This is a genomic window from Kytococcus schroeteri, assembly GCF_042433515.1.
GTDB lineage: Bacteria > Actinomycetota > Actinomycetes > Actinomycetales > Dermatophilaceae > Kytococcus > Kytococcus schroeteri.
In genome coordinates this window covers 1-23,113 of sequence record NZ_JBHLVH010000002.1, presented here as the reverse complement: position 1 = coordinate 23,113, position 23,113 = coordinate 1, and the positions used below count along the sequence as shown (strand labels likewise).

Below are 23,113 nucleotides of genomic sequence, written 5' to 3'. Positions count from 1 at the left end.
CGGGGGTCCTCGGTGAGTGGTCCGGCTCAGCCCTCGCCGCCGCCCGCCTCGCCGCCGCGGGCTGGCACGTGGCCCTCGAGCGCGGCGTCGAACCGCGCGTCGAGCACCTTCTGCATCGACCGCACCCAGCTCGCCGTCACGTGCGCGCCCTGCCGGTAGGTGAGCACCCCGCCCACCACGGCCCGGCAGGTCCCCTCGGGGCAGAGGAAGTCGTTGAGGTCCACCACGGTGGCGTCCTCCACCCGGTCCACGGCACCACGCAACGGGGGCGAGCCCTTGCCCTCGGCGGCCGGCCAGTCGCAGGCCGTCACGTCCTGCCGGTGCTCGGCCACGCACTCGTACACCTTCGTCGGTGGCACGGGCACGTCCAACAGCGCCACCACCCGCGTCCCCCGCTCGGCCAGGGGCCGCCAGTTGCGCTCGTACCCCGCCACCAGCGGCTCCACGCCGTACTCGCGGGTCTCTCCGCCGGCAAACGCCACGTGGGCCCCGCCGCTGACGACCAGCACGTCCGGCTCCAGCGCGGTGAGGCGCTCGCGCACCCCGGCGCCCCAGGCCATGCAGCTGGCGTACCCCTTGTGCTGGGTGAGGGGCGCGTCGGCCCAGGTGCAGGACGACTTCGTGTACGACACCACCAGGTACCCGCGCCGCCTCGCCCAGTCGTCCAGGGCGGGCAGCCACTGGTCGGCCTTGGAGTCGCCGGCCACGGCCACCACCACGTCGCCCTCGGGGTCGCCGAAGCGGCACTCCACCGGGTCCGGGCTCTCCTGGGTCACGTGGCAGCCGCGCGCGTGGGTGGGCGGCACGTCCTCGACGGCGGTCGTCGGCGCCGGCGTGATCGATGCCGGGTCGGCCGCGAACGCCTCGGGCCGCACCACGGGCTCCACGTCCGCGGGCACGCTGCCGGCACCGGGGTCGGGCAGCAGCTGCTCGGCGCCGTGGTGGCCGACGGTCAGGTCCACGGCCGGCTCGGTCCGCTGCGACCCGATGGCCACCAGCGCCGCGGCGGCGGTCACCCCGGTGAGTCCCGCGCCCAGCAGCAGGGCGTTGCGGGTGCGCTTGAACGCCGGGGCGAAGCGCACCGGGTTCTCCACCAGCCGGTGGCCCGCCCACGCGGCCGGCACGGCCACCAGCACGGCCAGCAGGGTGGCCCACAGCGGGGCGTCCCCGTCGAACGGGCCCTGGTCCACCAGCACCACCAGCGGCCAGTGCCACAGGTACAGCGAGTAGCTCAGGCCGCCCACCCACACCATCGGCGCGGAGCGCAGCCCGGCCAGCAGGACACCCCCGCCGGAGACGCCACCGGCCACCACCATCGCGGTGCCCAGGGTGGGCAGCAGGGCCGCGCTGCCGGGCCACGGGGTGGCGGGCGTGACCAGGAAGAAGCCGGCCAGCACCAGCACCACGCCCAGCAGCACCAGGCCCGATGCGGCGGGGCGGCGCAGGCGCGGCCAGAACCCGGCGCCGCAGGCCACCACGGCGCCCACCACGAGCTCCCACAGCCGCGTGGTGGTGACGAAGTAGGCCGACTCCGGCGTGTGCGCGGTGGCCCACAACGACCACGCGAAGGACGGCAGGCCGATGAGGAGCAGCCCGCCCACGGCCGTGGGGCCCAGCCGCGTGCGCTGGCGGCGCACCACCATCGCCACGCCGAGCAGCACCAGCGGCCAGACGACGTAGAACTGCTCCTCCACCGCGAGCGACCAGTAGTGCTGCACCGGGGAGGGCTGGGAGTCCTCGGCGAGGTAGTCGGTGGAGCGGTCGGCCAGGCGCCAGTTGACGACGTACAGCGCCGATGCCGCGACGTCGCCCCACATCTCGCGCCACCGAGTGGACGGCAGCAGCAGCCAGGAGGCCACGGCGGTGAACGCCAGCACGAGGGTGGCGGCCGGCAGCAGGCGCTTGAAGCGGCGCCCGTAGAAGGCCGGCAGGTCCACCGTGCCGGTGGAGCGCACCTCCTTGAGGAGCTGGCCGGTGATGAGGAAGCCCGAGAGCACGAAGAACACGTCCACGCCCGAGAAGCCGCCGGGCACGAAGGGCAGGCCGGCGTGGTACGCCATCACCGAGAGCACCGCCACGGCGCGCAGGCCCTCGATGTCGGGGCGGAACCCGGTGGGGGCCGTGGCCGGGGTGGCCGGTCGCTGTGTGTCGCGCTGGGCCGCCGCCCGGGTGCCGGGGGCGGGCACGCGGCGCACGCGGTCGGGCAGGGGGCGCACGCGCGGGCCCCGCGGGGCGGGGCGTCGTCCTCGGCCGCTCACCGGGGCGACGGAGCGTGCGGGGGTGCGGCGGCGCGCGGTGGTCACGTGGTCTCCCCGGGTCGGGCCCGCCGGTGGGGTGTGGCTCCTGGGGCGTCTGGTCGATCGAGCGAAGGATAGGCGAGCAGGGGCGACGTCCCGGGTTGGAACGACCCGGCCGAGGGCGCGACACTCACACCGTGCCCACCCGCCACCGCCTCGCCCCCCTCGCCTCGCTCACCGCCGCCTGCCTCGTGCTGGCCGCGTGCTCCGACGACGGGGGCGGCCCCACCGCGCCCGACCCGGCCTCGCCGCCGACCGTCACCGCACCGGACGGCGAGGCGGCCACCTGGTCGGACTGGGTGTCCTACGGCCCCGACGAGCGGCAGCGCTACCTGATGCTGCCCGGTGAGCAGGACGGCGGCGTGGCGGTGCTCGTGCACGGCGGCAGCTGGGTGGGCGGCACCGCCGGCGCCTACGTGGACCCCGCATCGCCCCTCAACGCCCTGGTGCGCGCCCTGCATGACGACGGGTGGTGGGTGGCCGCCGTGGAGTACCGGTACGCCGACCGCGCCCCGTGGCCCGCCACCGCCGACGACGTGCACGCTGCCACGCGCCACGCCGTCCGCGCGGCGCGCGAGCAGGGCGCCGACGACCGCCTGCTGCTGGCGGGCGACTCCGCCGGCGGGCACCTGGCCGCCCTGGAGGGCACCACGCACCCGCGCGAGGTGGACGTGGTGGCCGCGTACTACGGGCTGCACGACTTCACCACCTCGGCCGGCCAGCGCACGGCCCGCGGCTGCCCGCAGGTGGACGTGGGGGCACCCAACGTGTTCGGCACCGAGCCGACCACCCCGCAGCAGCTGGAGCGCGCCCGGGCCGCCTCGCCGGTGCACCGGGTGACCCCGGACTCCCCGCCGATGGTGCTGCTGCACGGCCAGGACGACTGCATCGTGCCGCCGGAGCAGTCGCAGCAGATGCACGACGCCCTGGCCGACGCGCACGTGCCGGTGGAGCTGGTGAGCCTGCCGGGCCAGGGGCACGGCGGGCCGGCGTTCACCGACGGCACCACGCTGCCGGCGGTGCTGGACTTCGTGGACGAGCACGCCCCGGCCGCTGGGGCCGCCTCCGGCGCGGCAGGCTGAGGCGATGAGCTCCGCCGACCGCGCCACCGAGACCGCCCCCGTCCCCCGCGTCCGGGTGGGCGCCCGCTCGTTCGGCCCCGGTGCCCCCGCCGTCGCCGTGCCCGTGATGGGCTCCACCCCCGAGGAGGTGCTGGCCTCGGCCGCGCGGGCGTGCTCGGGCCTGGCCGACCTCGTGGAGTGGCGGGTGGACCACCTCGCCGCGCCGGTGGCCGACCTGCTCACCGACCTGCCGGACCTGCTGGCACGCCTCGTCGAGGCCCTGGACGGGGTGCCGCTGCTGGTGACCTACCGCACCGCCGGGCAGGGCGGCGAGGGGCACGCCACGCCGCAGGAGTACCTCGCCCTCGTGGAGCGACTCGCGGACCTGCCGGGGGTGGACCTCGTGGACGTGGAGCTCGACCACCCGCAGCGCGACGCCGCCCTGGCCGCCCTCCGCGCCGCCGGCATGCCCCGCCTGGTGAGCCACCACGACTGGTCCGGCCAGGCGCCGGAGGCCGAGCTGGAGCAGCAGGTGGCCGACCTGCGCGCCACCGGGGCCGATGCGGTGAAGCTCGCCACCACGCCCGCGGACACCCCGGCGGCCCTCGAGCTGCTCGCCGTCCTGGACCGGGTGAGCACCTCGGGCGTCCCCGTCGCGATGCTGGGCATGGGCGCGGCGGGGCAGGTCACCCGGCTGGTGGGGCCGGCCTGTGGCGGGTTCCTCACCTTCGCCCACGCGGGCGCGGCCAGCGCGCCGGGGCAGCTCGACGTGCACCTGGTGGCGGCTACGGTGGAGGGCCTGTGCGGGCCGGGAGACGAGCCGCCCGCCCCCTGACCGTCCCGAGAACCCCTGCCCGAGAGGACCGTCGTGACCACCTCCCCGATGCAGACCACCGTCTTCGCCGTGTGTGCCGCCCTGACCGTCACCGGGTGTGGCGGAGGCCTCCCGGGCGAGGGGGCTGCCGGCCCCACCACGGCCGTCACCGCGGCGCCGTCCGGGGGAGAGGGGCAGCCCGCCGCGTCGGAGGTCGCCTCCGGTGACGGTGCAGCCGGTGACGAGGGGGCGCAGCCCGGCCCGTCGGCGGAGGGCACGAGCGCTGCGCCCGGCCAGCCGGGTGACCCGGCCGCGACCGGCGGCGAGGACGGAGCGGGCAGCGTCGGGGACCCCGACGACGGTGCTGGTGCCGCGCCCGCACCGGAGCAGCCCGCCGCGTCGGGCCAGCCGGGCACGTCCGCCCAGTCCGACGACCCGGGCACGGGGCAGCCCACGGACGGCGGAACCGACGGCTCCGCCCCCGGCGCCCCCCAGCCCGGTGACCCCGTCGTGGACCCGGGGCAGCCCGGTGCGTCGGCGCCCACCACCACGCAGCCCACCGAGGGGGCGCCCACCTCGTCGCCCACCCCGTCCGGCGGCACCGTGTCCGCCCCGGGGGATCCCGCGCCCACCGACCCCACGGCGCCGGCCCCCACCGACACCGCGCCGGCCACGGACGAGCCCGACCCCACCGACTCGGCCCCGGCCACGGACGAGCCCGCCCCCACCGACTCGGCCCCGACCACGGACGAGCCCGCCCCCACCGACTCCGCCCCGACCCCCTCGGACAGCGGGCCCGGCGACCCGACCGACCCCTCCAGCACGAGCCCCAGCGAGTCCGGCCCCACCAGCCCGGACGAGGGCTGGAGCGACTGGTACCACTACGGCGACGCCGCCGAGCAGAAGTACGCCCTGCTGCCCGGCGAGCCCGGCCGGGACGTCGTGGTGCTCGTGCACGGCGGCGGCTGGGTGGGCGGCCGCGCCGACGCGTTCATGGACGAGTCCTCCCGCAAGAACCGGGTGGTGCAGCGTCTGCACGACCAGGGCCTGTGGGTGGCCACCGTGGAGTACCGCAAGGCCGACGAGCACCCCTGGCCGGCCACCAAGGACGACGTGCACGCCGGCGTGACCGCTGCGGTGAAGAAGGCCCGCAGCCAGGGCGCCGGCCGGCAGGTGGGCCTCTTCGGCGACTCGGCCGGGGGCCACCTCGTGGCGCTGGAGTCGGCCACGCACCCGGGCACGGTCGACGCCGTGGTCGGCTACTTCGGCATCTACGATCCGCTCACCGGCAAGAAGCAGCGCCGGGCCATGGGCTGCCCGAAGGCCACGGCCGCCGAGGACCACATCCTCATGCACGACGCCACCGACCCCGCCGTGCGCGACCGGCTGCGCCGCACCGCCTCGCCCGTAGCCCTGGCCAGCCCGAGGACGGCCCCCACCTACCTGCTGCACGGCGACGCCGACTGCGTGGCCCCCGCCGCCCAGTCACGCCAGATGCACGAGGCCCTGCGCGACAAGGGCGTCGACTCCCGCCTCGACGTGGTGCCCGGCGCCGACCACTCCCAGCCGGCCTTCTGGACCGGGGACCGCCACCTGGGCCGGGTGGCCTCCTGGTTCGCCGACCACGGCGTGGACTGAGGCGCGTTGGTGCGGTCGGGCCCGCATCGGCCGGTAGTGTCCGGAGAATGATCCGACGCACCCTGCGTGATTTGCCCGCCATCAAGTGGCGTGACGAGAAAATCAACGAGTGGCGCGAGCTCGCCCGTCAGCAGAAGGCCGAGCTCCGCGAGGCCCGGGCCGAGATCGAGCGCCTCCGCGGTGCCTCGGCCGGCGTCACCGGAGTGGAGCCCGGCGACGACCTCGACGGCGCCACCCTCACCCGCGACAAGCCCGGCACCCTGCCGCGCGCCGAACTCTCCCGCCGTCAGGTCAAGGCCCTGAACGATGCCGGGTACCCCGGCACCGTCGGCGCCGCCCCGGGCGACGCGCGCGCCTACCCGAGCTTCGTGGACCACCTCTACGAGGCCCGCCGCCGCCGGATGCACCTGCAGAGCCAGGGCCTGCGCAACCACCCGCGCAGCGCCATCCCCAAGAAGCTGCAGAACCTGGCGCTCGGTGCCAGCCACGGCGTGCAGCCGCCCAATGTGCTGCGCATCTGGACCCGCAAGAACGAGATCGACCTCTCGGAGCTGCCCGAGGAGTTCGTCATCAAGTCCAACGGGGGCGCGGGCTCGCGCGGGGTGTATCCGCTGCGCCGCGTGGACGCCGCCCGCGACCTCTACGAGGTCAACGACACCACACGCCGCCGGATCACCGGGGCCGAGGTGGTCAGGAACCTCACCACCGACCGCAAGCTGCTGGGCCCCTGGTTCGCCGAGGAGATGCTGGTGGCCGACGTGGGCGACGACCCGCTGCCCGCCGACATCAAGATCTACGCCTTCTACGGCGAGGTGGGCTACGGCTTCGCGCGCCGCGCCCCCATGCACCGGGGCGCGCAGGGCTGGCAGGAGAACCTGCAGTTCCGCTACTTCGACGCCCAGTGCCGCGACATCCCGCTGCGCCGCGACCCGGCCTCGCAGACCGACATCCCCTTCTCCCCGAAGCTGCCGCAGATGGTGGAGTTCGCCAAGGTGCTCTCCAAGGCCGTTCCCCTGCCCTTCGTGCGCGTGGACCTCTACGGCACCACCCGCGGCATCGTGATGGGGGAGATCACCCTGGTGCCCGGTGGCAGCCAGCACGTCTTCCCGCTGGAGGACGCGCGCCTGGGCCTGATGTGGGAGGAGGCCGAGATGCGTCTGCAGATCGACCTGGCCAACAACGGCCGGCCCTTCCGCAACATCGCCGGCGACCACCCGGTGCCGGAGATCCTGCGGCCCTACCTGCCCCAGGCCGACTGAGCGGCGCCCTCCCCCCGCGGGAGGGCGGCGCGGTGGTGCGCGGCGGCCTACCCTGCACCCATGCTCCGACAGACGCTGCGGGACCTGCCCGCCATCAAGTGGCGTGACGAGAAGATCGCCGAGTGGCGCGAGACCGCCCGCACCGAGAAGGCCGCCCGCCGCGCCGCCGAGCAGCGTGCGGCCGAGCTCGAGGGCAGCGCCACCGCCCGGGCGCGGTCCGCCGAGACGCTCGAGGCCCGCCTGGCCGATGCCGAGGAGGCCCGCCGTGCCGCCGAGGAGCGGGCACGCGCCGCCGAGGCCGAGGTCGAGCGCCTCCGCGAGGCCACCCGGCGCCCCGACCCGATCCAGCTGCCGTGCGGCCAGAAGCAGCTGGGCACCCACACCACACTCGTCCGCGACGCCGACGGCGCCGCGCCCCGCGCCGAGCTCGGCGGCGACCTCGTCAAGGCCTTGAAGCGTGCCGGGCACGAGCCCTCGGCGGGCACCACCGCCGGCGACCCGCGCGCCTACGGCAGCTTCGCCACCCACCTGCTGGAGGCCCGCCGCTACCGCAAGCGCCTGTCCGACCAGGGGCTCAAGAACCACCCGCGCCGCCAGATCCCCAAGAAGCTCGAGAACTTCGCCCTGGCCGCCAGCCACGGGGTGCGTCCGCCGCACGTCCACGCCGTGTGGCGCACCCCCGAGGCGATCGACCTGGCGGGCCTGCCGGACGAGTTCGTGCTCAAGTCCAACGGCGGCGCCGGCTCGCGCGGGGTCTACCCGGTGCGGCGCGTGCCCGGGCTGGCCGACACCTACGAGGTGGCCGACGAGACCCGCCGCCGCCTGACCGGCGCGGAGATCATCCACAACCTCACCACGGACAAGAAGCTCTCCCGCCCCTGGTTCGCCGAGGAGCTGCTCGTCTCCGACGTGGGCGGGGTCGGCCTGCCCATGGACTACAAGTTCTTCTCGTTCTACGGCGAGGTGGGCTTCGCCTTCACCCGCCACGCCCCGATGCACCGCGGCGCCGAGGGCTGGATGGACGCCCAGGAGTTCCGCTACGTGGACGGCGAGGGGCAGGACATCGAGATGCGCACCGGGGCCTCGCGCCGTGACGTGCCGCTGAGCCCGCTGCTGCCGGAGATGCTCGAGGCCGCGAAGGTGCTCTCCCGGGCGGTGCCGCTGCCGTTCGTGCGCGTGGACCTGTACGGCACCCCGCAGGGCGTGGTGATGGGGGAGATCACCCTCATGCCCGGCAGCCACGTCACCGACCTGCTGCCGCTGCAGGACGCACGCCTGGGCCGCATGTGGGAGGAGGCCGAGATGCGCCTGCAGATCGACCTGGCCCACAACGGGCGCCCCTACGCCATCCTGGCCGGCGACCACCCGGTGCCGGAGGTGCTGCGACGCTACCTGCCCAAGAAGGCCTGAGCCGCCGGACACGCCATCAGGCACGCGAGGGGCCGCACCCACCCGGGTGCGGCCCCTCGCGTCGAGGACGGGCGTCAGCCGCCCATGCAGGCCTGCTCGACCTTGCCCAGCTGCTGGCCGATCTTCGGGTCCTGCGGGCCCTTGGCCTTCTCCATCGCCCCGGCCAGGCCGGTGAGGGCCTTGCCCACCGCCGGCGGGGAGACCTTGGCCAGGTCCTTGAGGCCTTGCGCGCCCTCCGCGGGTGCGTCCAGGGAGGCCGGGTCGCTCATGGCGCCCTGCCAGTAGCCGCAGGCGTCCGTGGCGGAGAGCTTCTTGACCTTCGTGTCGATGCCCTCCATGTCCTTGAAGGTCGCGATGTCCAGGGCGCCGTCCTGGCCGGCAGCCGCCTCCGACGGGTCGGACTCCGGGTCGGACCCGGCGTCCTCCGGGGCGGCGGAGCCCTCGGCGTCGACGGACTCCCCGCCGGGCGCGGACTCCCCGCCGGGCGTCTCCGCGTTCGTCTCCGCCGGGGCCTCGGCGGAGGGGCTCGTGCTCGTCCCGGTGGACTCCTCACCCCCGCCGCAGGCGCCCAGGGCGAGGGCGGCGGGCAGGACCGCGAGGGCCAGCAGGCGCTTCGAGGTGCGGACGGGTCCGGTGCTCGGTGCGGTGTTCATCCCCCCTGCCTAGCACCCGGGCGCGGAGTGGGCCCAATCCGCGACCGGCCGGGACATACCGTGGGGTCGACCCCGACCGACCCCCGGAGGCACCCCATACCCACCCCACCCACCGGTGGACCCCGACGCCGTGACGCCGCCGGCGCGCACGCCGCCACCCCGGACCCCCACGGCCGCCGGCGCCGGTTCCTGCGCGAGGTCTCCTACCCGCACAGAATCCACCCGGCGATCGTGCCCGGTGTCTCGGTGGAGGACCAGAAGGTGCGCTACGGCATCGACAAGGTGGTGCTCGGCACGTCCGCCGCCGCGGTGCTGGCCTTCATCGCCTGGGGGCTGTCCGATGCCGCGCAGGTCACCCGCGTGACCACCGCCATGCTCACCTGGGTCATGGCCAACCTCGGCTGGCTGTTCAATGGCATCGCCGTGGTGATCCTGCTCATCGGCGGGGCCACGGCCCTCACCGGCCTGCAGAACCTGGTCACCGTCTCGGCGCTGCCCTTCGCCGTGGTGATGATCGGCATGTGCGTGGCCGTGCTGCGCGACTTCTCCACCGACCCGATGATGATCCGCCGCGAGTTCCGGCAGCAGGCGCTGGAGAACGCGGTGCGCGAGGGCGTCACCGAGTACGGCGACGACTGCAAGCTGGCGGTGGAGCCGGCGCACGGCGAGGCCGGGCAGTGGGCGGCCGGCCGGGACTTCGAGTCCACCGCCGAGGAGTACACGGCCTGGTACCAGCGCACCGACGAGGACGGCGAGCCGGTGGCGTACGACGACGAGACGAACGAGTAGGCCGACGACGCGCCGCGGGAGTGCCCCCAGGGATAACCTCTGGCCCCATGACCTCCTCCCGGCTCCGCTCCCTGGCCCGACGACTGCGCCCTGGAGCGGAGCGCAGGAGGCAGCTGGAGGAGCAGCTCGCCCGATGCGGGGGCCAGCTCTCGCAACGCGAGGACGAACTGTCCCGGGCCCACGCGGAGCTGTCCGAGGTGCGCTCCGAGCTCACCCGGGTGAGGGGCCGTCTCGAACAGGCCAGCGCGATGCGGGCGGTGGTCGACGCCCCCAACGCGATGCCCCGGGCGGTGCTGCCACCTGCGGTGCAGGACCGCCTGCGCAGCGCCGGCTTCCGCAACACCGGTGGCACGAAGAAGGGTGACCCTCGGGCATACGCGAGCTTCGTGGCAAAGCTCTTCGAGGTGCGCCGGTACACGTATGCCGTCCAGCAGACCGGTCTGCCTCACCCCCGGCCGGTGGTGTCCGACCGGCTGTCGGCCCTCGCGCTGGCGGCGAGCCACGGCATCGGCGTGCCGACCATCCACGGACTCTGGCGCGCCCCCGAGGAGATCGACCTCTCGGGCCTGCCCGACACCTTCGTGCTCAAGGCGAACCGGAGCGCCGGCAGCCGGGGGGTGATCCCGTTGCGGCGGCAGCCGGGTCACCCCGACCGCTACGAGGTAACCGACGACTCCTCGCGCAGCCTCAGCGCGTCCGAGGTGATCGATTGGGTGACGTCGAGGCCGGGACTCCGTGGCCCCTGGTACGCCGAGGAGATGCTCGTGGGCGACGACGGGTCCGGCAGCATCCCCCACGACTACAAGGTGTACTGCTTCTACGGCGAGATCGGCGGCGGTTTCGTGCGCCGCACCCACACGCACTTCGGGGTGGAGGGGTTCTCCGAGGGGGTGCGTTTCCGCTACTTCGACCATGAGGGGCGGGATGCCGTGTGGCGCAAGGAGCGCGTGGACCAGTCGATCCCGCTCTCACCCCAGCTGCCGGAGATCCTGGAGACCGCCCGCAGGTTGTCGAGGGTGGCGCCCCTGCCCTTCCTCCGGGTGGACCTGTACGCCACCACCCGCGGTGTCGTCATGGGCGAGCTCACCCTCGGCCCCGGTGGGAACCAGTACCTCCGGGCCGAGGACGACGTGCGCTTCGGGCGGTTGTGGGAGCGCGCCCAGGTGCGCCTGGAGTCCGACCTCTACACCGGCGCACGTCCGTACGGTCTGGTGGCCGGGGACCACCCCGTGCCGGAGCTGCTGCGCGAGTTCCTGCCCGGCGCCTGAGCGCGGGTGCGCCCACGCGGGGCCCGACACCCGCGTGGCTGAGGGCTCCTACAGCCAGCCGTTCTCGCGGGCCGTGGTGGCCGCCCCGGCGCTGGTGCGTGCCCCCGTCTTGCCGATGGCGGAGGACAGGTGGTTGCGCACCGTGCCGGCCGAGAGGAACAGCTCGCCGGCGATCTCGGCGACCCCCTTGCCGGCAGAGGTCAGCCGCAGCACGTCGGTCTCCCGCGGGGTGAGCGGGTTGGGGCCGGCCAGCATCGAGGCCGCGGCCAGCTCGGCGTCCACGGTGCGCAGCCCGGCGTGGGTGCGACGCACGGCCTCCACCAGCTCGGCCGGCGGGCAGTCCTTGACCACGAAGCCGCTGGCCCCGGCGTCGAGGGCGCGGCGCAGGTAACCCGGCCGGCCGAAGGTGGTGACCACCAGCACGCGGGGCCCCTCGGGGTGGCCCACCAGCTCGGGCAGGGCGTCGATGCCGCTCCCGCCGGGCATCTCGATGTCCAGCAGCACCACGTCCACCGGCTGCTCGGCGGCGAACTGCACGGCGGACGGGCCGTCGGACACCTGGCCCACCACGTGCAGGTCGGGTTCCAGGTCGAGCAGGGCCGCCAGGGCGCCGCGCACCAGGGCCTGGTCGTCCACCACGAGCACACGGATCATCGGGGGGCCTCCTGCGGGGTCGGGGTGGTCGTCGCGCCGCCGGCCGGCGCGGCACCGGTCGGCGAGGCCGCGCCGGTCGGGAAGGTGAGCACCAGCCGGGTGCCGGGAGCGGCATCGGACCAGGTGACGGTGCCCCCGAGGGAGGCCACGCGCTCGCGGATGCCGCGCATGCCCGAGCCCTCGGCGGTGTCAGCCCCCTCGGGCAGGCCACGACCGTCGTCCTGCACCTCCACCCGGTCGGCGGCCAGGCGCACCGTCACGTGCGCGGCCCCGGCGTGGCGGGCCACGTTGGTCACGGCCTCGCGGAGCACCCACGCGGTGACGGGGCGGAAGCGCGGCGGCACGGCGGTGGCGCTGCCCTCCACGGCCAGCACGGCGCCGGCGCTGCGGGCCAGGTCGGCGGCACGGTCCAGCTCGGCCTCCACCTGCGGCGAGCGCAGCCCCACCACGGTGGAGCGCGCCTCGCCCAGGGCGGTGCGGGCGAGCGCGGCCACCTCGGCCACCTCGGCGCGGGCGCGCTCGTCGTCCCGGCCGATGAGGCGCTCGGCCAGGTCGGCCTTGAGCACGATGGCGGTCAACGAGTGCCCCAGCACGTCGTGCACGTCGCGGGCCACGCGCTCGCGCTCGGCGGAGACGGCCCAGGCGGTCTCCACCTCCTGCAGCTCGGTGCCGCGGTGGATCATCTGGCGCACCGCGAGCATCCCGGAGGTCACCGGCAGGGTCAGGAGGGCGAACCACGCGGCATCGGGCCAGGGGGTGAGCAGCATCGGCAGCGGGGTGGCGGCCGCGCCCAGGGCGACGGGCAGGTGGGCCGGGCGGGGCAGCTGCAGGGCGCAGTGCACGCCCACGTAGGGCACCAGGCCCAGGGCGCCGGGGCCCAGCACGGGCACGGTGGCCGCGGTGAGCGCGAGCAGGGCGCAGAGCACCAGCCACGGGCGCCACTCGGAGTAGCCCACGAGGTAGACCACCGCGAAGGCCAGCACCGCCGCCAGGGTGAGCCCCTGCGCCTCCCACCCGACGGGGGCCCGGAAGGCGGCCATGGCGGGGAAGACCAGGAAGACCATGAACGACAGGGCGATGGCCAGTGACCAGCGCTGCCACGGGTCGGGACCGGAGGCGGCGGGGGAGCTCACGCCCGTCCGCCCGTCCGCCGCATCATCAGGGCGCACGCCACCCCCAGCACCAGGAACCATGCGCCCATCGTCGCCCACGGCTGCCACAGCGGCACCTGGGTGGTCCGATCGAGCCACCCGTGGGTGACGGGGCGGCTGGCCGCGTTGGCCACGCCGAACATGGGCGTGAAGCGCGCCAGGTCGAGCAGCCAGCCCGAGAGGGGCATGAAGATGTTGCCCAGGAAGGCGAACACCACGAGCGACCCGGACGCGATGCCGATGGCCGAGTCCGACCGCATCACCAGGGCCACGAGCAGGCCGAACAGGGCGAACAGGGAGGAACCGAGCCAGCCGGTCACGCCCGCGGTGAGCCAGGTCTGCCAGGACGCCTCGGCGCCGGTGGACGCGGCGATGCCGAGCACCACCACCATCGGCACCGCGGCCACGAGCAGGGCGGTGAGCAGCTTCTGCACGGCGAACCCGACCGGGCTCAGTCGGGTGAGCAGCACCTGGCGGGTCCAGCCCTGCTGGCGCTCCCAGGCGGTCAGGGCGCCGATGGCCGCACATGCGGTGCACGCCCCGTAGGTGGCGAGGTTGACCGCCACCAGGGCGGCGCCGTTGCCGCCGGGCAGCTGGAAGTCACCGGTCTGGCCGCTGGAGAACACGAGGTACATGAACACCGGCAGACCGATGGTGAACACGAGGTTGGAGACGTTGCGCAGGATGCGCACGGTGTCGATGCGCAGGTAGGTGGGGGAGAACGGGATGCTCACGGGGTGCTCCTGGGGGTCGTTGCGGACGGGGTGCTGGCGGTGCTCGTGCTGGCGGTGCGGGTGAGCTCGGCGAAGGCCTCGTCGAGGCCCAGCGGCACCACCTCGAGCTCGCGGGCGCCCCACTGCTGCAGGGCCAGGGCGGCCAGGCGGTCGGAGTCGGTGGTGCGCAGCTCGAGGCGGTCCTCGGCGGTGGCGCGCGCGTCCACCACGGTGGGGTCGCCCGCCAGGGTGCCCAGCACCGCATCGGCCCGGGGCACCGTGCAGCGCAGCATGCGGCCGGGCACCCGGTTGCGCACGGCGGCGGTGGCGTCGTCGGCGATGACGCGCCCGCTGGCCATGAGCACCGTGCGGGGCGCGTACTCCTCGGCCTCGGCGAGGTAGTGGGTGGCGAAGACGATGGTGCGCCCGGCGTGCGCCTCCTGGGTGACGGTGCCCCAGAACTCCTGGCGTGCCGTGACGTCCATGCCCGCGGTGGGCTCGTCGAGCACGAGGAGGTCGGGGTCGGGCAGCAGGGCCAGGGCGAAGCGGAGGCGCTGCTGCTCGCCACCGCTGCACCTGCCGACGCGCCGGCCGGCCAGGGGGTCCAGGCCGGTGCGGGCCATGACCTCCTCGCAGCGCTGGCGGGTGGTGCGGTGCAGAGCGCCGACGGCGCGGACGGTCTCGGCGACGGTGAGGTCGGTGAGCAGGGAGCCGGTCTGCAGCATCGCGCCGAGGCGGCCGCGACGCACCGCGGTGGCCGGTGGTTCACCGCAGAGGCGCACCGTGCCGGCATCGGGGGCCTGGAGACCCATGGCCAGGTCGAGCGTCACGGACTTGCCGGCACCGTTGTGGCCGAGCAGGGCCACCACCTCGCCGCGGCGGAGCGTGAGGTCCACGCCGCGGACGGCCTCGACGCGCCGGGTGCCCCGGCCGAACGCCTTGGTGACGCCGGCGAGCTCCAGCACCGGGTCACCGGCGGAGGGTGCGCCAGAGGTGCTGGCGGCGTTGGCGGGGGCGGCGCCGGCGGTCGTGGGCGCCGCGTCAGGGTGTGGTCGCTGGGTCGGGGCGGTGGTGGGGGTGTCCATGGACCCACCGTGCTGCGGCGGGCCTCCTGGCACCTGCCCCTGCCGTCACGTCCTCACCGTGACGGCAGTCATGGGTGCCCGCTGCGCCGGCCGTGCGCCTTTCTGCCGCTGATCCCCGCCGCGCCCCCTGCCCTCCGCGCCCCTCCTCGCGGGCCCCACACCTCCGGGAACCTTTCAGACCCACTACGACGTCGCGGTGGGTCTGAGAGGTCCCCGGAGGGTGCCGGCTCAGGCGGTGGGGTCGAGCAGCAACTTGCCGCTGGTGCGGCGCCCGGCGAGGTCGTCCTGGGCGCGGGCGGCCTCGGCCAGCGGGTAGGTCTCGCCGATGGTGAGGCGCAGCGACCCGTCGGCCACCTGCGCGAGCACGTCCCCGGTGAGCCGCAGCAGGTCCTCGCGGGTGCTCACGAAGGTGTGCAGGGTCGGCCGCGTCAGGTAGACCGACCCGGCGGCGTTGAGCCGTTGCGGGTCCACCGGCGGCACGGGTCCGCTCGCGGCCCCGAACAGGCACAGCAGGCCGCGGGGGGACAGGCTCGCCATCGAGGCGTCGAAGGTGCTGGCCCCCACGCCGTCGAACGCCACCTTCACCCCGCGCCCACCGGTGATCTCCCGCACCCGGTCGGCCACGTCCTCACGGTCGTAGCGCACCACGTGCGCCGCGCCGGCCGCGCGGCCCGCCTCGGCCTTGGCGTCCGTGGAGCAGGTGCCGATGACCTCCACGCCGTCGGCCGTCAGCATCTGCGTGAGCAGCAGCCCCACGCCGCCGGCCACCGCGTGCACGAGCACGGTGTCGCCGGCCTCGAGCGGCCACACCTCGCGGGCCAGGACGTGCGCGGTGGTGCCTTGCACGAGGGCGGCCACGGCCTGCTCGTCGGAGACGCCGTCGGGCACCGGCACCACCTTCTCGGCCGGCACCACCGCGTGGGTGGTGTAGCCCTGCCCGTTCACCAGGCACCAGGCCACCCGGTCGCCAGTGGCCACGTCGGTGACGCCCTCTCCGACGGCCGCCACCCGCCCCGCACCCTCGTTGCCGGCCGTGGCGGGCAGCTCCACCGGGTAGGTGCCCTGACGGAAGTAGGTGTCGATGAAGTTGACGCCCGCCCGGGCCACCTCGACGACGACCTCACCGGGCCCCGGGGTGGGGTCGGGGGACTCGGTGACCTGCAGGACCTCGGAACCGCCGTGCTCGGAGAAGGTGATGTGGCGCATGGGCCCCAGCCTGCCACGCCCACTGCGGTCAGGACATGGATGACGCCGAGTCCACTCTGGAGGCCCTGCGGCTGCCGGTCATCACCCTGGACGCGCTGCTGCTGGGCGCCGTGGTGCTGGCCGTGGGTCTGGTGCCCGCCTGGTGGTCCGCTGGGTGCTGCGGGCCTGCGGTCGGGGCGCCTCGGCGGTGCGGGTGTTCGGCAGCATCGTCGGGTGGGCCGTGGCGCTCCTGGCGCTCGGCGTGGCGTTCACGATGGTCTTCCCCAGCATCAAGCCGGTGGACATCATCGGTGGCATCGGCATCGTCTCGATCGCCGCCGGTATCGCCTTCCAGACGGTGCTGGGCACCATGTTCGCCGGCATCGTCATCCTGGCCCGCGACCGGTTCAACGTCGGCGACCAGGTGCACGTGGGAGACGTGCGCGGGACGGTGGAGGACATCGGTCTGAGCTCCACCGTGATCCGCTCGTTCGACAGCCGGCAGCTGCTGCTGCCGAACAGCCTGGTGCCCTCCCAGGTGGTGACCGTGCAGACCGGGTACGAACGGGTGCGCACCACGGTGACGGTCGACCTGGACCTCGCCACCGACCAGGACCGGGCGCGCGAGGTGGCTCTGGCCGCGATGCTGTCGGTCCCCCAGGTGCACGCCGACCCGGCGCCGCAGGTGCTGGCCGCCGAGGTGGTCACCGGGGCGGTCACCACCGAGCTGCCCTTCTGGTCCGGCGCCCGGCAGCTCGAGACTCGGGAGGCCAAGGACGCGGTGATCCGCGCGGTGCTGCGGGCGTTCGCGGCCGAGGGGATCGGCCTGGTCAGCGCGTGGTGACCGTCGAGGCGGGCGTCACGCTGGACGAGACCGTCCGCCGCGCCGGCGCCGACGCGACCCCGCGCTGAGCGCTCGCCGCCGCGCGCCACGACCGGTCGGGCAGCCTCCGTGTCAGCCGCGGTTCGCGGCCTTGACGATGCCCTCGTGCATCTGCGTGAACAGGGCGTGGTGGGCGGCGAACAGGCCCCACCAGTAGGCCTCCCCGCCGAGCCCGCGGGGCACGAACACGACCTCCTGCTCGAACACCGACCGCCCGTCGTCGCCCGGCGCGGGGGTGACGGTGAACCGCAGGCGCGCGGTGCCCGGCAGACGCATCTCCGAGCGCAGCCGCACCGACCGCCCACCGTTCTGGTCGCCCACCTCCTCGACGCGCCAGGAGTCCACCCGGTCGCCCTCGCGCAGGTCGGCGTGGTCGCGGACGTGGCGGTGCCCCGGGCCGCCGGCCAGCGTGTCGACGCGACCCCGCATCGACCACAGCGAGTCCGGCACGAACCACCCGGTCTGCCCGCCCAGGGAGGAGACGACCTCCCACACCCGGTCGGCCGGGGCGTCCACGGCGGTGCGCCACGTCTCGGTCCGCGGCTGACGGCCCACCCAGGCCGGGTCGGCGGGCGTCGCGTGGGCGGGGTCCTCGGCCAGGTCGTCCTCGCCCACCGGTGGGGCGTCCACCGCATCGGACCGGTCCAGGGCGCGGTCCACGGCGGTGTCGAACGGCGTGTGGCCGCCGGACGGGGCGCCGGTGAACTGCTCCAGCGCGCGCCCGTCCTTGACCACCACCTCGTGCACCAGAGAGCCGACCAGCGGCTTGGCCACCCCGGCATCCACCGGGGTCACCACGCCCACCCAGTGGCTGGCGAGCCACGGGGTCATCACCGGCGCCAGCACGATGCGGCGCCTCGCCAGACCGGCACGCTGTGCGTAGCGCTGCAGCATGTCGCGGAACTCCAGCACCTCGTCACCGCCCACGTCGAACGCCCGGTTCACCTCGGTCGGCAGCGACGCGGCGCCCACCAGGTAGTGCAGCACGTCGGCGACGGCGATCGGCTGGATGCGGTTGGCTAGCCAGGCCGGAGCCACCATCACCGGCAGCCGGTCGGTGAGGTGGCGGATCATCTCGAAGCTCGCCGAGCCGGCACCCACGATGACGGCGGCCTGCAGCACGGCGGCCGGGGTGCGGGCGGCCAGGAACACGTCGCCCACGGCCTTGCGGCTGTACAGGTGCTCCGAGAGCGGCTCGTTCAGGGGGTACATGCCGCCCAGGTAGACGATGCGGCCCACCCCCGCCTCGTCGCAGGCGTCGGCGAAGGTGGTGGCCATCGCCTGCTCGCGCTCGATGAAGTGCCCCTCGCCGTCCATGGAGTGCAGCAGGTAGTAGGCCACGTCGACGCCGTCCAGGGCCTCGGCGAGGTCCTCATCCGAGGTCGCGTCCCCGGCGCTGACCTCCACCCGGTCCGCCCAGGGGCGGCCCTCGAGCTTCGCCGGGGAGCGGGCCAGCACCCGCACCTGCCACCCGGTGGCGAGCAGCGCGGGCACCAGGCGGGAGCCGATGTACCCGGTGGCACCGGTGACCAGCGCGATCCCGGGGGTGGTGGCGGTCCCGGACGTCGTGCCATCAGCGGTCGAGGGGCGGATCTGTGGTCCGGTGGCGGCGGTGTCCATGATCCTCAGCGTAGGGGCGCTTGGGGTGGGGTGCGCGCTCACGCCAGGCCGGTGCGCGCTCACGCCAGGCCGGTGCGCGCTCACGCCCGGCCCGTGGGTGCACTCAGACCGCGCGTTCCATGAGCGTCGGCAGCACCAGCAGCATCCCCAGCGACCACACGCAGTGCACGATCACCGGTGCCAGCACACCGCCGGTGACCCGACGTTGCAGGCCGACCACGAGACCGAGCACGGCGGCGGCCAGGACCAGGCCCAGCGACCCGGTCGCGATCGTGGTGAGCGTGTAGACCACCGTGGTCACCGTGACCGGGTGCCGGGGCGTGGCCGAGTACAGCGCCCCCCGGAAGAACAGCTCCTCGGCCACCCCGTTCACCAGGGCCAGTGCGACCACCAACGGCAGGTAGCCCAATCGGGCGTGGTCGAGCACCGCGTTGACGCTCTCCTCCAGCAGTGGGATGCGGGCGGCCACCAGGGCTCCGACGACGAACACCACGATGATCCCCAGGGCCACCAGCACCGGCTGCACCACCGGGCGGACGTAGTGCTGGCCGGACCGGGTGTGGTTGCGCCCCAAGTGCAGCGGTCCGGAGGCGAAGGAGCCGGCGGTCCAGGTCACGGCCAGTGCGGCGGCGGCTCCGTAGAACGACGGCGCCCCCGGCGCCGAGCGCAGCGACCAGCCGAGGAACACGATCCCCACCAGCAGCGTGCAGGCCACCACCAGCTGTCGACGGCGGAGCTCCGCGGTGGTCACCCGGTGGTCCCGCGGCACCTGGTCGACGAACTGCGCACTGCCGAAGTGCCGCAGCTCGCGGACCAGCGGGTCGAAGGGGGTGCGCATGCCACAAGGGTAGGTGCGGCCCGTCCCCGTGTCCCGTGCGCAACGGCCACACCCGTGATCCACGGCGCCCCGCCTCGCCCCCACACCCAGGCCGGCGCGAAGACCCGCGTCGCCCCCCACCCTGGCCGGCGCCGGCCGCGCCCCACGGCCCCGCCCCTCTGTGTCCTGAATCACCCTGTGTCTGTGGTTTACTGCGCGGCGGCCCGCCGGGGACCGGCTCCATCACGCCCCTGCGGAGACGACACGAAGGGTGAGGAGACCCATGAGTACCGCCGTGCACACCACGGGGAAGGCCGAGAACGACCGCAGCTTCCTGGGGCACCCCCGGGGACTGGCGACGCTGTTCAACATCGAGCTGTGGGAGCGCTTCTCCTACTACGGGATGCGCGCCATCCTGCTCTACTACATCGTCGACACGGTCGCCAATGGAGGCCTCGGTCTCCAGGACAGCGTCGGTGAGGCGATCGTCGCCACCTACGGTGCCGCCGTCTACCTGTTGTCGATCATCGGTGGCTGGGCCGCCGACCGCCTCATCGGTCCGCAGCGCAGCGTGCTGCTGGGCGGCGTGGTCATCATGGCCGGCCACATCTCGCTGGCGGTTCCCGGCAGCCTCTTCTCGTGGCTGGGCATCGTCCTGGTCGCGCTGGGCACCGGCTTCCTGAAGCCCAACGTGTCCACGATGGTGGGCCACCTCTACGACGACCGCGACGTCCGCCAGGACCAGGCGTTCACGATCTTCTACATGTCCATCAACATCGGCGCGTTCTTCTCGCCGTTCGTGGTGGCCTGGCTCAAGAGCCACTGGGGCTACCACGCGGGCTTCGCGGCCGCCGCGGTCGGGATGGCCGTGGCGCTGGTGGCCTACCTCATCGGCAAGCGCACGCTGGCCGACGAGTCCATCCGCGTCCCCAACCCGCTGTCCTCCGAGGAGCGCCGCCGCGTGCCCGTGCTCGCGCTGGGGCTGCTGGCCCTGGTGGCCGCCGCCATCGGCGTGGCCCGCCTGTGGCGCGAGACCTGGCCCGAGGCGATCGCCGACGGCATCTTCATCCTGTCGCTGGTGGCCTCCGTCGCCTACTTCGTCACGATGTTCCGCAGCTCCAAGGTGGAGCCGGTCGAGCGCAAGCACCTGTGGGCCTACCTGCCCATCTGGCTGGCCGCCGTGGCGTTCTGGATGATCTTCGAGCAGGCCGCCGTCAAGCTGGCCAGCTACGGCAAGAACCGCACCGACCTGGGCTCGCTCGGCTTCGAGTGGAACCCGGAGTGGTTCCAGTCGGTCAACCCCATCTCGATCATCGTCCTGGCGCCGCTCTTCGCGATGCTGTGGGCCGCCCGCAGCGGCAAGTTCCCGTCCACCGCCGCCAAGATCGCCCTCGGTGTGTCCATCGTGGGCCTGACGTTCATCTTCCTGGCGTGGGCCTCGCTCACCTTCCCCGGTGCCACCAGCCCGGTGTGGGTGCTGGTCTTGGTGTTCGTGGTGCAGACCGTCGCCGAGTTGTGCCTCAGCCCGGTGGGCCTGTCCGCGACGGCGTCCCTGGCGCCCAAGGCGTTCGCCTCGCAGGCGATGGCGCTGTGGTTCCTGTCCTCGGCGACCGGCCAGTCCATCGCCGGTCAGCTGATCTTGGCCATGGAGGGCATGGAGGACCACGTGTTCTTCCTGACCACCGGTGGCATCGCGATCGTGTTCGGCCTGCTGCTGTTCCTGCTCGTGCCCAAGGTGTCGCGCCTCATGGCCGACGCCGAGCCGGAGCGCCTGGCGCACTGACCCGACGCTCCTGAGGTGGCCCGCTGCGCGCTCGCGTGGCGGGCCACCGGCGTCGTGGGCAAGTCCTTGCCCAGCGTTCACCCCGGATTCACCCATGGACCAGATCGGTGCCACGTGCCCGGTACACACTGTGCCGCCATGCGCACCCCTGCACAGACCTCCCATGCCCTGACCGTGCGGAGTGCCGCGACGCACTCCTCGACCTCCGCGGCCTCGGTCACCTCCGCCGACCCGACTGCTGTCGGCCCCACCCACACCCCCGCCACCGCGCCCTCGCGCCGCCTGGTGCTCGCCTCGGGTGCTGCCGCGGCGGTCCTCGGCGCCTCGCCGTTGCTCACCGGCACCGCGGCCGCCGGGGACGCCTACCCCTTCCGCCTCGGGGTGGCCAGCGGTGACCCGACGCCCGACGGCGTGGTGCTGTGGACCCGCATCGCCCCGGACCCGGTGGCCGCCGACGGCCTGGGTGGTCTCACGGCGTCCACGAGGACCACCGTGGAGTGGGAGCTGGCCACCGACGAGACCTTCCGCACCATGGTGCGCCGCGGGTCCGTGACCACCGACTCCTCCGTGGGCCACAGCGTCCACATCGAGCTCTCCGGGCTGCGTCCCGACGCCTGGTACGCCTACCGCTTCCGCGTGGGATCGCACGTCTCCCCGGTGGGTCGCACCCGCACCGCCCCGGCGCCCACGAGCGACCGCCCGGCCCGCATCGGCGTGGTCTCGTGCGCGCAGTGGGAGCACGGCTTCTTCACCGCCTACCGGCACCTCGCGGACGAGGCGCCCGACATGGTCCTCCACCTGGGTGACTACATCTACGAGCACGGCCCGGGCGGGTACCCGGTGAAGTCCGGCGTGGCCCGCAGGATGGTGGGCGCCGAGATCCACACGCTGGCCGACTACCGGCGCCGCCACGCCCTGTACAAGACCGATGCCGACCTCCAGGCCCTGCACGCCACCGCCCCGTGGGTGGTGGTCTTCGACGACCACGAGATCGACAACGACTGGGCCGCGGAGTACCACGAGGTGTTCGGCCGCACGCCGGCCTTCCTCGAGCGTCGCGCCGCGGGCTTCCGTGCGTACTGGGAGAACATGCCGCTGCGCCGCACCTCGGTGCCCACGGCCGACGGCATCCACCTGTACCGCCGCCTCACGTGGGGTCGCATGGCCACCTTCCACATGCTCGACACCCGCCAGTACCGCTCCGACCAGACCGGCTGGGTGGGCCCGGTGCCGGCCACCTACGACACCCGCCGCACGATGCTGGGCTCCACGCAGGAGGCCTGGCTCGACGAGGGCCTGCGCTCCTCCGGTGCCCGTTGGGACGTGCTCGGCCAGCAGGTGATGGTGGCGCAGTACGACATGATGGCCGGCCCCGGCTTCATGACCAACCAGGACGCCTGGGACGGCTACGTGGCCGCCAAGGACCGCCTGCTCACCAGCATCGAGCGGTCCGGTGCCCGCAACCCGCTGGTGCTCACCGGTGACGTGCACGAGTCCTTCGCGAGCGACCTGTGGCGCACCACCGACTCGGGCCGCACCACCATCGCCTCGGAGCTGGTGACCACGTCGGTGACCTCCGGCGGTGACAGCAAGGACTCCGCCTTCACCGGCGACGCGGACAACCCGCACATGCGCTATCACGAGACCACGCGCGGCTACCTGCGCCTGGACCTCGCGGCCGACGCCCTGACCGGCACCTTCCGCGCGGTCGACCGCGTGAGCACGATGGGCGGTGCCGTGCGCACGGACGCCACCTTCCGCCTGTCCGACGGCGTGCGCGGGCTGCAGAGCGCCTGACCCAGCGCGTTCCCGCGGGCCCTCCCGGGACGGCGCGGCGGCACGCGGAGCCCGGTGCAGGACGGTCCTGCGCCGGGCTCCCGGCGTGTGCTGTCCGCGCGTCACGTCCTGCCTCCTTCCGAGAGCGAGCGGCGTCGTGACCCGTCGGGCGGCCCACCGGGTGTCCCTCGGGGTGGGGTGTCCGTCCTCCATGGTTGTCCGGGTCGTCGTGGGTGGTAGGTGATGGTCCGTGTGCC

Annotated in this window: 19 protein-coding genes; 10 read left to right on the top strand and 9 right to left on the bottom strand. The window is 74.4% G+C overall.

From position 1 onward, the window contains the following. Nucleotides 1–26: 26 nt before the first annotated feature. On the bottom strand, nt 27–2,216 hold the full coding sequence (locus ACFFHC_RS00800; RefSeq protein WP_379802532.1) for an acyltransferase family protein: 2,190 nt from the start codon (nt 2,214–2,216) through the stop codon (nt 27–29). A 218-nt stretch (nt 2,217–2,434) separates the two neighbouring features. Here ACFFHC_RS00800 and ACFFHC_RS00795 point away from each other — a divergent pair, with 218 nt between their 5' ends. Genes ACFFHC_RS00795 through ACFFHC_RS00775 form a run of 5 tightly spaced genes read left to right on the top strand, consistent with a single transcriptional unit; the run spans nt 2,435 to nt 8,479 of the window. Continuing rightward, a complete protein-coding gene (locus ACFFHC_RS00795) occupies nt 2,435–3,379 on the top strand; it encodes an alpha/beta hydrolase (protein ID WP_070705708.1) in 945 nt (314 codons plus the stop codon). Between the two features lie 4 nt (nt 3,380–3,383). Then, nucleotides 3,384–4,193 (top strand): type I 3-dehydroquinate dehydratase, encoded by an 810-nt coding sequence (aroD, locus tag ACFFHC_RS00790; protein WP_379802531.1) that lies wholly within the window; start codon nt 3,384–3,386, stop codon nt 4,191–4,193. A 33-nt stretch (nt 4,194–4,226) separates the two neighbouring features. Next, the gene (locus tag ACFFHC_RS00785; RefSeq protein ID WP_379802530.1) at nt 4,227–5,810 is read left to right on the top strand and encodes an alpha/beta hydrolase fold domain-containing protein; all 1,584 of its coding nucleotides are present in this window, start codon (nt 4,227–4,229) and stop codon (nt 5,808–5,810) included. Nucleotides 5,811–5,857: 47 nt separating this feature from the next. Continuing rightward, nucleotides 5,858–7,069 (top strand): ATP-grasp fold amidoligase family protein, encoded by a 1,212-nt coding sequence (locus tag ACFFHC_RS00780; protein ID WP_083323429.1) that lies wholly within the window; start codon nt 5,858–5,860, stop codon nt 7,067–7,069. A gap of 60 nt (nt 7,070–7,129) precedes the next feature. Further along, nucleotides 7,130–8,479: an ATP-grasp fold amidoligase family protein gene (locus tag ACFFHC_RS00775; RefSeq protein WP_379802529.1), complete on the top strand. Its 1,350-nt coding sequence runs from the start codon at nt 7,130–7,132 to the stop codon at nt 8,477–8,479. 74 nt (nt 8,480–8,553) lie between these two features. Here the strand turns inward: ACFFHC_RS00775 and ACFFHC_RS00770 are convergent, their stop codons facing one another. Continuing rightward, the gene (locus ACFFHC_RS00770; RefSeq protein ID WP_070705779.1) at nt 8,554–9,132 is read right to left on the bottom strand and encodes a hypothetical protein; all 579 of its coding nucleotides are present in this window, start codon (nt 9,130–9,132) and stop codon (nt 8,554–8,556) included. 231 nt (nt 9,133–9,363) lie between these two features. On the opposite strand from ACFFHC_RS00770, the gene ACFFHC_RS00765 reads away from it, so the two are divergent. After that, complete coding sequence (locus ACFFHC_RS00765; protein ID WP_237769823.1) at nt 9,364–9,921, top strand: BCCT family transporter; 558 nt, start codon at nt 9,364–9,366, stop codon at nt 9,919–9,921. Between the two features lie 47 nt (nt 9,922–9,968). Further along, nucleotides 9,969–11,189, top strand: coding sequence for an ATP-grasp fold amidoligase family protein (locus ACFFHC_RS00760; protein ID WP_379802528.1), 1,221 nt, complete (start codon nt 9,969–9,971; stop codon nt 11,187–11,189). Between the two features lie 48 nt (nt 11,190–11,237). Here the strand turns inward: ACFFHC_RS00760 and ACFFHC_RS00755 are convergent, their stop codons facing one another. From ACFFHC_RS00755 to ACFFHC_RS00735, 5 genes are all read right to left on the bottom strand, one after another. Beyond that, nucleotides 11,238–11,843, bottom strand: a complete 606-nt coding sequence (locus ACFFHC_RS00755) for a response regulator transcription factor (RefSeq protein WP_070705788.1) — start codon at nt 11,841–11,843, stop codon at nt 11,238–11,240. Beyond that, nucleotides 11,840–12,976, bottom strand: a complete 1,137-nt coding sequence (locus ACFFHC_RS00750) for a sensor histidine kinase (protein WP_379802527.1) — start codon at nt 12,974–12,976, stop codon at nt 11,840–11,842. Before ACFFHC_RS00750 ends, ACFFHC_RS00755 begins: the two co-directional genes overlap by 4 nt. Continuing rightward, nucleotides 12,973–13,728, bottom strand: coding sequence for an ABC transporter permease (locus ACFFHC_RS00745; protein WP_083323689.1), 756 nt, complete (start codon nt 13,726–13,728; stop codon nt 12,973–12,975). The genes ACFFHC_RS00750 and ACFFHC_RS00745 overlap by 4 nt, the downstream gene beginning before the upstream one ends. Beyond that, on the bottom strand, nt 13,725–14,792 hold the full coding sequence (locus tag ACFFHC_RS00740) for an ABC transporter ATP-binding protein (protein WP_101849117.1): 1,068 nt from the start codon (nt 14,790–14,792) through the stop codon (nt 13,725–13,727). Before ACFFHC_RS00740 ends, ACFFHC_RS00745 begins: the two co-directional genes overlap by 4 nt. Nucleotides 14,793–15,020: 228 nt before the next feature. After that, the gene (locus ACFFHC_RS00735) at nt 15,021–15,998 is read right to left on the bottom strand and encodes a quinone oxidoreductase family protein (protein WP_101849116.1); all 978 of its coding nucleotides are present in this window, start codon (nt 15,996–15,998) and stop codon (nt 15,021–15,023) included. A 142-nt stretch (nt 15,999–16,140) separates the two neighbouring features. Here ACFFHC_RS00735 and ACFFHC_RS00730 point away from each other — a divergent pair, with 142 nt between their 5' ends. Continuing rightward, nucleotides 16,141–16,821: a mechanosensitive ion channel family protein gene (locus ACFFHC_RS00730; protein WP_379802526.1), complete on the top strand. Its 681-nt coding sequence runs from the start codon at nt 16,141–16,143 to the stop codon at nt 16,819–16,821. A gap of 111 nt (nt 16,822–16,932) precedes the next feature. Here the strand turns inward: ACFFHC_RS00730 and ACFFHC_RS00725 are convergent, their stop codons facing one another. Further along, the gene (locus ACFFHC_RS00725) at nt 16,933–18,480 is read right to left on the bottom strand and encodes a DUF2867 domain-containing protein (RefSeq protein ID WP_101849114.1); all 1,548 of its coding nucleotides are present in this window, start codon (nt 18,478–18,480) and stop codon (nt 16,933–16,935) included. Between the two features lie 103 nt (nt 18,481–18,583). Continuing rightward, on the bottom strand, nt 18,584–19,318 hold the full coding sequence (locus ACFFHC_RS00720; protein WP_141494847.1) for a CPBP family intramembrane glutamic endopeptidase: 735 nt from the start codon (nt 19,316–19,318) through the stop codon (nt 18,584–18,586). Nucleotides 19,319–19,580: 262 nt separating this feature from the next. On the opposite strand from ACFFHC_RS00720, the gene ACFFHC_RS00715 reads away from it, so the two are divergent. Beyond that, a complete protein-coding gene (locus ACFFHC_RS00715) occupies nt 19,581–21,080 on the top strand; it encodes a peptide MFS transporter (protein WP_070705794.1) in 1,500 nt (499 codons plus the stop codon). 138 nt (nt 21,081–21,218) lie between these two features. Beyond that, nucleotides 21,219–22,877 carry an alkaline phosphatase D family protein gene (locus tag ACFFHC_RS00710; protein WP_379802525.1) on the top strand — a complete coding sequence of 553 codons (1,659 nt, stop codon included), beginning with the start codon at nt 21,219–21,221 and terminating at the stop codon, nt 22,875–22,877. Nucleotides 22,878–23,113 lie beyond the last annotated feature (236 nt).